We start from the raw sequence: 10909 nt of genomic DNA, 5'->3' as shown, positions 1-10909 counted from the left end.
CGGCCTGCAACACGCCGGGCGCGCTCGGTGTCGCCCGCACCGTCGAGATCGACACCACGGGCGGCCCCGGCTTCGGCTTCGAGCATTTCAAGGACCTCGACTTCCTGCGCGACAAGGAGGTGGTGCTGACCTTCGACGATGGTCCCTGGCCCAAGAACACGCCCGCGGTGCTGAAGGCGCTCGCCGACGAATGCACCACCGGCATCTTCTTCTCGATCGGCAAGCACGCGACCTACGAGCCGGAGATCCTGAAGCAGGTCTATGCGGCTGGCCACACCGTGGGCACCCACACCTGGTCGCACGCCAATCTGAACAACAAGAAACTTACCGAAGCGCAGCGAAAGGAAGAGATCGAGAAGGGCCTGTCCGCGGTGAAGTGGGCGCTCGGCGGCATCTCGCCCTCGCCGTTCTTCCGCTTCCCGGCGCTCCAGCATCCGCCGGAGATGGTCACCTATCTCGGCAACCGCAACACCGCGATCTTCTCCTGCGATATCGACTCCTTCGACTTCAAGGCCTCGAAACCCGAGAAGGTGGTCGAGACCGTGATGAAGAAGCTCGACACCAAGGGCAAGGGCATCATCCTGATGCACGACTTCCAGAAGCACACTGCGGAGGCCCTGCCCGAGTTGCTCAAGCGCCTGAAGGCGGGCGGCTACAAGGTGGTGGCGATGCGCGCCAAATTCCCGGCATCGACGTTGCCCGAGTACGACCAGGAGCTGCTCAAGGACGCCAAGCTGCCGACTGTGAGCCAGCGCCCGGTCAACTCGGTGGTGACGACCGTTTCCGAATAGACGGCAATTGTCTTTCCGGATCGAAGGCTACGTCATCGTCTCAGCGAACGGCATGCTTGCTGACGCCGGTCACGTCATGCCCGACAGCCTGAAGTTCGAGGGCGACAAGCTGTTCTTCGAGCAGGCGCTCGATCGCGCCGCGTTGATCGTGCACGGCCGCAACTCGCATGAACAGCAGCCGAACTCGCCGAAGCGCAAGCGGCTGATCCTGACCCGCAAGATCAAGGCGCTCACCGTCGATCCGGAAATGCCGAACGCGACGCTGTGGAATCCGGAACACGCGAGCTTCGAAAATGCCTGCGCCTTTGCGAACGTCGCCTCCGGCATGGTCGCCATCATCGGCGGCCCCGCCGTATTCGACATATTCATGGGCCGTTACGACACGTTCTGGCTGTCGGAAGCCCCGCATGTGCGCCTGCCCGGCGGCGAAGGCTGTTTCGTCGGCGTGCCCCAGCGGACGCCGCACGAGGTGCTGGCGTCCCACGGGGTGCAGCCGGGCGCGCCCTATCTGCTCGACGCGGCGCATGAGGTGACCGTGACGCCGTGGAGCCCGGCAAGGGGCTCCAATTAGAACTCGAAAATCAACCCCATGCACAGTACCGGCAATAGGCTACCTACGCCTATCCTGCGCGTTCACCACGCGTATCGGACGACGCTGCGACCGGCATAAGGGCGGGTCACGTTCGAGATCGCGCCTCCAAGCGCGACGGAGTGAACGCGCGGAAGTCCGCAGAGCGCGAGTAACCCGCTACGGCGCCGGAAGGTGATAGGCCAGCACACCTCGGAGCGTGTGCACCGTGCCGCCGGCGCTCAGGCTCGTCATGGAATCAGACGCGAGATCGTCCCTCGCCCCGAGATGCGTGACGCGATATTCCGCGCGGGCCGAAATGTTGTCGGTGAAGAAGCGCTCGAAGCCGCCGCCGAAGGTCGCGCCGTGATATTCCCGGGTCGGCGCGGTGCCGGGAAATCCGAGGAAATTATATGAGATCGACTGCGCGGTCGTGCCGCTGTAGCCGCCGAGCAGATAGACCATCGTCTCCGGCGCTACGAGATAGCCGACGCGTCCGCCGACGGTCCACCCCCACTTCACCGCGGCGAGATCCGACGAAATCTCGGCACCTGCGCCAGATGCCTTGACCCTGGCGCCACCGTTGGTCCCGGCATCGATCAGGCCAAATGCGCCGACGACCCAGCGCGGCGCGACCTGGCGATCGTAACCGATCGTGAACGTGCCGCCGACATCGGCGCCGCCGAGACCGGAGGCGTTGACATCCAGCACGCCGGCGAACGTGCCCGCGATATGCGGTGTGATGACATCGCCGCCAATGCCCGCACCAACATAGACGCCCGTCCAGATCGGCTTGATCGCCGGTGCCGCCGAAGCGGGCGCGGGTCCGCCGAACTGGCCGAAGCGATAGGCTGCGCCAATCCGGACCACATGCTCGGACAGATCAGTGGTCCAGATCGCGCCAAGCGGATCGACCGTGGAGTGTTGGCCGAGCGCGACATAACGGTATTCGCTCCGCAACGAGACGTTGCTCGCAAGACGATATTCAGCGCCCGCGCCGACCGTGTAGCCGCGCGACGTCAACGCCGGTTCCTGCACCGTGAACGAGGGCCCGCCGAAGGTCGCGTAGTTGAGATTCCAGTTGTTGATCCGCGTCTCACTGTAGCCGGCGAGGCCGTAGAGCAGGATATCGGGCGTCACCAGAAATCCGGCACGACCGCCGATAGTCCAGCTCTGGTCCAGTGACGGCAGCGTAGCGCTCAGGCTCTGCCCAAAGAAGAATGGGCTCGACGCACTGGCTGTGGTGCGCTGGCGCGACCAGTCGTAGTCGAAGAAGCCGCCGATCACGACGCGCGGCGCGACCTGGACGTCAAATCCGGCGAAGGCGGACAGTCCGAGATCGGCGCCTTGCAGGCCGTCGAGCGTGAACAGGTCGGGACCACCGCCAACCGGCGCCAGGCGCGACCGGCCAGTCGTAAAGTCGAAGCCCAGTCCGCCGCCGACATAGAACTGGGTCCAGTTGGAGACGGACACCGATTGCGGCCGCGCCTTCACCGGCAAGTCAGCTGCATGAACTGCCGCGGCAGCAAAGGCGCCGACATGCGCTGCACTGAGAACTCCCAGAGCGCACGCCGCCCGTCGCGTCAGATAAACCAATTACCGCCCCTATCACCCCGCGCCGGTTGCCCACATGCAACCGGACGACCGGTCATATTCTGCACCGTCGCAGATGCACAAGTGGAGAGCCGCGAGCAACGCCTCGCGGTTGCGGTTTTGGGGAGCCGCTGTGATCACGAAGCCATAATGTGTGAATGAAGGTTCACGCGGCGATCACCTGCCGCGAGCGCCGCGCAGTCCTCGCGACTCATTGTTCGAGCGACCGCAGAAGATCACTCACTCGCGCAGGCTCCTACACGTCCCCATAGGCCGCTTCGGCCGGGCGTGTGGTGCGGCCGTATCCCATGATCATGAACAATGCGCCCATGATCGAGAGATTCTTGAGCGCGTCGACCACCATCTTTGCATTCTCGGGCGGCGCCTGATTCCAGAAATCATCGAACAGCACGGTCGCCACCGCGACGTAGATGATCATCAGCATCGCGAAGAACCGCGCGCCGAAATTCAGCGCGATCATCAGGCCCGCGATGATCTCGAGCCCGCCGACCGCAATCGCCAGCAGTTGCGGCGTGGTCATGGCGGTCGCCGTTTCGACCTGCTTGGCGTAGGGCGCAATCACCTCAGGCACCACGACCTTGGTGGCGATGAAGTCGGCCGTCGCCTGGATGGCAAAGAGCTTGGTCGCGCCGGTGTAGATGAACAGCACGGCGAACAGGATCCGCCCGAAAGTCACGAACGCTGGCATGATCGGCCTCTTGGCAAGCTCAAAGCGCGGGGATGCTCGACGGATTATGAAGAGTCGTTCGTCAGTTTACAAACACGGAAATGGAGAGCTGCGAACAATTCAAAAGTTGGCGACGCGAGCGGTGCGTTGGCGCTCCCTGGCGGAATCGAATCATAGCGGCGAGTTCTGCCCATTCTCTCCGCTTCATGGCCGGGCTCGCCCCGGCCATCCACGACTTGCGCAGCCGTACACGGAACTTGGAGCCCGGGACGAGCCCGGGCATGACGAGTTCGCGGAACGTCGACCCTACGTGAACAACGTCGGCTGCTGCCGCGAGGCGCGCTCCTGGGCTTCCACCACGGCGACCGCCGTCATGTTGAGGATGCCGCGCGCGGTGACCGACGGCGTCAGGATATGCGCCGGGCGCGCCGGGCCGACCAGGATCGGGCCGACGGGAAGCGCGTCCGCCAGCGACTTGATCATCTGATAGGCGACGTTGGCGGTGTCGAGGGTCGGCATGATCAGGATGTTGGCCTCGCCCTCCAGCTGGGAGTGCGGCAGCACCATCTTCCGCGCAGCAGCGGAGAGCGCGGTGTCGCCCTGCATCTCGCCGTCGGCCTCGATCTCCGGATGCTTGTCCTTCAACAATTGCGTCGCCCGCCGCATCTTGCGTGAGGAGTCGGTGTCATAGCTGCCGAAATCCGAGTGGGAAACGAAGGCGATCTTCGGCTTGATGTTGAAGCGCTGGACGTGGACCGCGGCGAGCGATGCGATCTCGGCGAGCTCCTCTGCGCTCGGATTGGGACGAACCTGCGTGTCGGCGATGAAGAAGGCGCCCTTGCTGGTGATCAGCAGCGCCAGCGCCGCGTAGTCGCTGATTCCAGGCGAGAAGCCGACGATCTCGCGCACATGGCGCAGATGGCTCATGTAGCGGCCCTCGACGCCGCAAAGCATGGCATCCGCCTCGCCGCGCGTGACCGCGAGCGCGGCGATCACCGTGTTGTTGGTGCGCACCACAGTGCGCGCCGCATCCGGCGTCACGCCGCGGCGCCCGGCGACCTCGACATAGGACTGCACGTAGGAGCGGTAGCGCGGATCGTCCTCGGGATTGACGAGATCGAAATCCTTGCCGATGCGGATCGAGAGGCCGAAGCGCTTGATGCGCGCCTCCACGACCGAAGGACGGCCGACCAGGATCGGACGCGCCAGGTTCTCCTCCAGCACCACTTGCGTGGCGCGCAGCACGCGCTCATCCTCGCCTTCGGCGTAGATCACGCGCACCGGCTGGGTCTTGGCCTTGGCGAACATCGGCTTCATGACGAGGCCGGAGCGGAAGGCGAAGCGCTCGAGCAGCGCGGTGTATTCGTCGAAATTGGTGATGGGCCGCGTCGCTACGCCCGACTCCATCGCCGCCTTCGCCACCGCCGGCGCGATGCGCAGGATCAACCTGGGATCAAAGGGGCTCGGAATCAGCGAACCCGGGCCGAAGCCTTGCGTCTCGCCGGTGTCGAAGCCTTGTGCGACCGCATCGGACGGCGCCTCGCGCGCGAGCTGGGCGATGGCCTCGACGGCTGCGTGCTTCATCTCCTCGTTGATGGCGCTGGCGCCGACGTCGAGCGCACCGCGGAAGATGAAGGGAAAGCACAGGACGTTGTTGACCTGGTTCGGATAGTCGGAGCGGCCGGTGCAGATCATGGCATCGGGGCGCACCTTGCGCGCTTCCTCCGGCATGATCTCCGGGGTCGGGTTCGCGAGCGCCATGATCAAGGGCTTGTCGCCCATCGCCTTGGCCATCTCCGGCTTGAGCACGCCCGGCGCCGAAAGGCCGATGAAGATGTCGGCGCCGCCGATGACGTCGCCGAGCGTACGCTTGTCGGTCTTCTGCGCGTAGACCGCCTTCCAGCGGTCCATCGTGGTGTTGCGCCCCTCATGCACGAGCCCGTCGATGTCGCAGACCCAGATGTTCTTGCGCTGCGCGCCCATCGACACCAGGAGATTGAGCGTCGCGATCGCCGCGGCCCCTGCGCCCGACGCCACGATCTTGACGTCCGACAGCTTCTTGCCGTTGAGCCTGAGGCCATTGGTGATGGCGGCGGCGACGATGATGGCGGTGCCATGCTGGTCGTCATGGAAGACCGGGATCTTCATGCGCTCCTTCAGCTGCGCCTCGATCTCGAAGCATTCCGGCCCGCGGATGTCTTCCAGATTGATGCCGCCGAAGGTCGGCTCGAGCGCCGCCACGGTCTCGACCACGCGCTCGATGGTGTCGGCGGCGATCTCGATGTCGAACACGTCGATGCCGGCGAACTTCTTGAACAGGACCGCCTTGCCTTCCATCACCGGCTTGGAGGCCAGCGGGCCGATATTGCCGAGGCCGAGCACCGCGGTACCGTTGGAGACCACGGCGACCAGATTGGCGCGGGTGGTCAGCGTGGCGGCTTCCGCCGGGTTCTTGGCGATCTCGGTGCAGGCCGCTGCAACGCCCGGCGAATAGGCCAGCGCGAGGTCGCGCTGGTTGGCAAGCGGCTTGCTTGCCTGGATCTCGAGCTTCCCTGGGCGCGGCAGACGGTGATAGGCGAGTGCCGCCTGGTGGAGATCATCAGAATAGGACGACATGCGGTGTCTCGCCTCGCGTTACCGGCCTCAAAATGCACGATCCGGGGCGGCTGTCCAAGCCGACCGTATTTCCGGGTCATGGAAACGGGATGAAGCACGCCGGGCGCCCCGGTGGCAACATCCGATTGCGCGCCCATCAACAGGACGCGCGGTCAAACGCTTGAAAACCATAGCTTTCTCTGGACCGCGCGGCGTTTCGCGAATATGGCAGGTTGCGCGGTGCAAAAGAGCAATCGGAGTCATGGAATGAAGCGAATCCTGATCGGCCTGGTCGCACTCCTCGTGCTCGGCGCGGGCGGATGGTTCGGCTTCAACTTCTATGTCCAGCATCGCGCCACCGCCGAGGTCGAGGCCGCGTTCGAACGGATCCGTTCGAGCGGCGGCAAGGCGAGCCATGGCAAGATCGGGTTCGAGCTCGCGACCCGGACGCTGACGATCGAGGATATCGCGATCGCTCCCGGCGAGCCGCCGCAGGCGCAGATCAAGATCGCCGGCATCAAGGGCACGGGCGTTCGCCTGATCGACGACAGCAGCTTCTCGGCCGACAGCATCGACGTCACGGGTTTCGAAGTCGCGCTGGACCAGGTCGGCGCCGCGAAGCTGAAGGCGTCCTACAAGATCCCGCAACTCACCTTACGTGACTATGCCGGCCCCGTTCACGCCGGCAATGCGCCGACGGGCGGCTCCCTGATCGAGCTTTACCGCTATGTGCTCGAACAGTACGCCAGCATCACGGCATCGTCCGTCACGGCTCCGACGCTGACGATGACCTTCGATGCGAGCCGCAGCGCCGCCGGCAGCGGCGAGGTCGCCTATTCCGGCCTGGCGATCCAGAATCTCAAGCGCGGCAAGATCGATGCAATGAAGGCGGACCGCGCCGTCTTCACCATCGACGTTCCGCAGCCGGGCAGGCAGGACAAGCTGACCGGCGACCTCTCCAACATCATCGTCAACGATTTTGACGCCACCGCGATCGCCGCGGCGCTCGATCCGCAGAAGAGCGGCGACGACAGCTACCATCGCGTCTACCGGCAGATCTCGGCCGGCCCCTATGTGCTCAAATCGACCCAGGGCATGCGGATGGACATCGACGGGATCACCTTCGAGGACATCGCGGTGCAGCCGTCAAAATTCCGGCCGGCCGAGATCATCGCGCTCATACCTTCGGACCGATCGGTGGTCCCGACCGCCGCGCAATCGCGCGAGATGATGGAGAAGCTCGCCGGATTCTATGAAGGCTTTCGCATCGGCAAGATCGAGATCGGCAAGACATCCATGAGCACGCCGCAAGGGACGGCCAGGATCAATGCCGTCAGATACCGGGAGGGCGAGTTCGCGGTCGAAGGCGTGGATACGCCGTCGCCGCAAGGGCAGTTCAAGATGGAGCGCTTCGCGCTGAAATCGTTCAGCGCGGCAAACCTGATGCGCTGGGCGGCAGGGCTCAGCAGCCACGGTCAACCGCCCTCGCCCGATCAGATGCTGGGCCTGTTCCGCGTGCTCGAGGGCGCCGAGATCAAGGGCGTGGTGGCGCCCTACAAGACCACACGGCAGTTCGTCACCATCGACACGCTCAGCCTGAACTGGGGTCAGTTGGTCGGATCGATCCCGAGCAAGGCCAATCTGGTCGTGAAGATGGTCACCCCCACAGATCCCGCAAATCCGGCGCAGCGGCCGCTGATCATGGCGGGCGTCGACAAGCTCGCGATCAACCTCGATCTCGGCGCGGCCTGGACGGAATCGTCGGGGGCGTTTGCGCTCGCGCCCGCCACGATCGACCTCGGCAATCTCGCCAGGGCGCAGGCCCGCTTCGCACTCGCCAACGTTCCGCGGGGCGTGTTCACGACCGATCCGGTGCAGGCCATGAGCGATGCCGGGAAGATCGAGACCGGCGCGATCGAGCTCTCGTTGCGCGACAGCGGCGCCGTCGATCTCGTCGTGGCGCAGTTTTCCCGTATGCAGGATGTCAGCCGCGATGCCGCGCGCAGTGCCATCGTCGAGATGATCCGCGCGCAGGGCGAGAAGCTCGCGGCGTCCAATCTCGATGTCAGGGCTGCGGTCGATGCGCTCGCCGGCTTCGTCGCGACGTCAGGGCAGACGCTGACCATCAAGTTGACCCCGCTCGGCAAGCTGCCGGTGGTTCAGCTCATGGATGTCCTGAACAGCGAGCCGGTCGCCGCACTGGCGCAGTTCAGGATCGAGGCGTCGACGGGATTGTAGATCGGGCTGGTGGTCTCGTGTCCCGGACGCGGCGCGGCATGAAATGACGCGACGCAGAGCCGGGACCCAGAGAGCCTGATGTTCGCTGAGACGTGGGCCCCGGCTCTGCAGCGCACCGCTTAAGTAGCGCTGCGCTGCGTCCGGGGCACGAGACCGAAACCGCCACACTCACTTCTGCGGCAGATCGTAGGGTGGGCAAAGCGAAGCGTGCCCGCCAATCGAACCTGATGATGTGGATGGATGATGGTGGGCACGGCGCTAAGCGCCTTTGCCCACCCTACGGGACTGCATCCAGCCGCAAAAGCAGCCTCACTTCTGCGGCAGGTTGACCCGCACATGCAGCTCGCGGAGCTGCTTGGTGGTGGCGTCCGAGGGCGCGCCCATCAAGAGGTCCATGGCCTGCTGGTTCATCGGGAACAGCGAGATCTCGCGCAAATTGTTGGTGCCGCACAAGAGCATCACGATGCGGTCGACACCCGCGGCCATGCCGCCATGCGGCGGTGCGCCGTACTGGAAGGCACGGTACATGCCGCCGAAGCGGTCGACCACTTCCTGCTCGCCGTAACCTGCGATCTCGAACGCCTTCACCATGGCTTCCGGCACGTGGTTGCGGATGCCGCCCGAGGCGATCTCGTAGCCGTTGCAGGTAATGTCGTACTGGAACGCCTTGATGGTCAGCGGATCCTGGCCCTTCAGCGCGTCGAGGCCGCCCTGCGGCATCGAGAACGGGTTGTGCGAGAAATCGACCTTCTTGTCGTCCTCGTTGTACTCGTACATCGGGAAGTCCACGATCCAGGCGAGTTCGAACCGCTCCTTGTCGGTGAGGTTCAACTCCTCGCCGACCTTGTTGCGGGCAAGGCCAGAGAATTTCCAGAACTTGTCGGGATCGCCGGCGACGAAGAAGGCGGCATCGCCCTCCTTTACGCCGATTTGCGCACGGATCGCAGCGGTGCGCTCGGGCCCGATGTTGTTGGCGAGCGGACCTGCGCCCTCGCCGCCCTCGCGCCACATGATGTAGCCGAGGCCGGGCTGGCCCTCTCCTTGCGCCCACGAGTTCATGCGATCGCAGAACGCGCGGCTGCCGCCGCCTGGTGCGGGAATGGCCCAGACCTGGTTCTTGGGATCCTCGAGCATGCGCGCGAACACCTTGAAGCCGGAGCCGCGGAAATGCTCGGAGACGTCCTGCATCTCAATGGGGTTGCGCAAGTCAGGCTTGTCGCTGCCGTATTTGCGCAAGGCTTCCGCGAACGGAATCCGCCGCCAGCCCTTCGTCACCGGCTTGCCCTTGGCGAACTCCTCGAACACGCCGGTGATGACAGGCTCCATCGCCGCGAACACGTCATCCTGCGTGACAAAGCTCATCTCGACGTCGAGCTGGTAGAACTCGCCGGGCAGACGGTCGGCGCGCGGGTCCTCGTCGCGGAAGCAGGGCGCGATCTGGAAATAGCGATCGAAGCCCGACATCATCAGCAGCTGCTTGTACTGCTGCGGCGCCTGCGGCAACGCGTAGAACTTGCCGGGATGAATGCGCGAGGGCACCAGGAAGTCGCGCGCGCCTTCCGGCGAGGACGCGGTCAGGATCGGCGTGTTGAATTCGAAGAAGCCCTGCCCCTCCATGCGACGACGCATCGACTTGATGATCTCGACGCGCGTCATGATGTTCTGGTGCAGCTTCTCGCGACGCAGATCCAGGAAGCGGTACTTCAGGCGGATGTCTTCAGGATATTCCTGGTCGCCGAACACCGGCAGCGGCAGGTCGCCGGCCGGGCCCAGCACCTCGATCTCGCTGACATAGATCTCGATCTTGCCGGTCGGCAGATCGTCGTTGTCGGTGCTCTTGTTATCCGCGCCGGCCGGGCGGCGGCGCACCTTGCCGTCCAACTTGACCACAAATTCGGAGCGCAGCTTTTCCGCCTGCGAAAACGCCGGCGAATCCGGGTCGACCACGCACTGGGTCAGGCCGTAATGGTCGCGCAGGTCGATGAACAGCACGCCGCCATGGTCGCGAACGCGATGGACCCAGCCCGAGAGGCGGATCGTCTCGCCGATGTTGCTCTCGCGGAGCGCGCCGCATGTATGTGACCGGTAGCGATGCATGGTCGTCCCAAAATCAATGTGGAGAGATCGAATCGGGTAGGGCCTGATGCCCTAGCCGAAGTTGCGCAGGGTTTACCCGACGAGGCCGAGGGCGGCAACCAATGGAACGGCCTGTTTTGGGCCCGGAAGGCCCATTTTTGGCTGGTTTTGGCTCGAGCCTTTGCCATCCGGCGTTCCCCGCCTATCTTTACCGGTATGACCGTCCATTTCCCCTTCCAGAACTCCTATTCGGCGCTGCCGGACAGCTTCTTCGCCCGCGTCGCGCCGACCCCGGTCGCGGCCCCCCGGCTGATCAAGCTGAACCGGCCGCTGGCGGCCCAGCTCGGGCTCGATCCTGAT

At 64.7% G+C, this 10909-nt stretch carries 7 protein-coding genes; 3 read left to right on the top strand and 4 right to left on the bottom strand.

The window, feature by feature from the left end:
- Both MOV74_RS19475 and MOV74_RS19470 read left to right on the top strand, forming a co-directional pair.
- Positions 1-791 (top strand): polysaccharide deacetylase family protein (locus tag MOV74_RS19475; RefSeq protein WP_246925737.1); only part of this gene is annotated, 791 nt, incomplete at its 5' end.
- 7 nt (positions 792-798) lie between these two features.
- Positions 799-1362: a dihydrofolate reductase gene (locus tag MOV74_RS19470; RefSeq protein ID WP_246925736.1), complete on the top strand. Its 564-nt coding sequence runs from the start codon at positions 799-801 to the stop codon at positions 1360-1362.
- A 177-nt stretch (positions 1363-1539) separates the two neighbouring features.
- Here the strand turns inward: MOV74_RS19470 and MOV74_RS19465 are convergent, their stop codons facing one another.
- The 3 genes from MOV74_RS19465 to MOV74_RS19455 all read right to left on the bottom strand — a co-directional run bounded on the left by MOV74_RS19465 (position 1540) and on the right by MOV74_RS19455 (position 6256).
- Entirely contained in the window at positions 1540-2955 is a 1416-nt protein-coding gene (locus tag MOV74_RS19465) for an outer membrane protein (RefSeq protein WP_258719539.1), read from the bottom strand.
- A 253-nt stretch (positions 2956-3208) separates the two neighbouring features.
- Positions 3209-3661 (bottom strand): DoxX family protein, encoded by a 453-nt coding sequence (locus MOV74_RS19460; RefSeq protein ID WP_246925734.1) that lies wholly within the window; start codon positions 3659-3661, stop codon positions 3209-3211.
- A 285-nt stretch (positions 3662-3946) separates the two neighbouring features.
- Complete coding sequence (locus MOV74_RS19455; protein WP_246925732.1) at positions 3947-6256, bottom strand: NADP-dependent malic enzyme; 2310 nt, start codon at positions 6254-6256, stop codon at positions 3947-3949.
- Positions 6257-6502: 246 nt separating this feature from the next.
- Here MOV74_RS19455 and MOV74_RS19450 point away from each other — a divergent pair, with 246 nt between their 5' ends.
- Complete coding sequence (locus tag MOV74_RS19450; protein WP_246925729.1) at positions 6503-8473, top strand: hypothetical protein; 1971 nt, start codon at positions 6503-6505, stop codon at positions 8471-8473.
- 309 nt (positions 8474-8782) lie between these two features.
- On the opposite strand, the gene aspS is transcribed toward MOV74_RS19450, so the two are convergent.
- Complete coding sequence (gene aspS, locus MOV74_RS19445) at positions 8783-10570, bottom strand: aspartate--tRNA ligase (protein WP_246925725.1); 1788 nt, start codon at positions 10568-10570, stop codon at positions 8783-8785.
- Positions 10571-10909: the final 339 nt, after the last annotated feature.

It is taken from the genome of Bradyrhizobium sp. SHOUNA76 (assembly GCF_023006445.1).
In the GTDB taxonomy this organism is placed as follows: domain Bacteria; phylum Pseudomonadota; class Alphaproteobacteria; order Rhizobiales; family Xanthobacteraceae; genus Bradyrhizobium.
The sequence above is the reverse complement of the archived record's forward strand: the minus strand, read 5'-3'. Positions and strand labels throughout refer to the sequence as shown.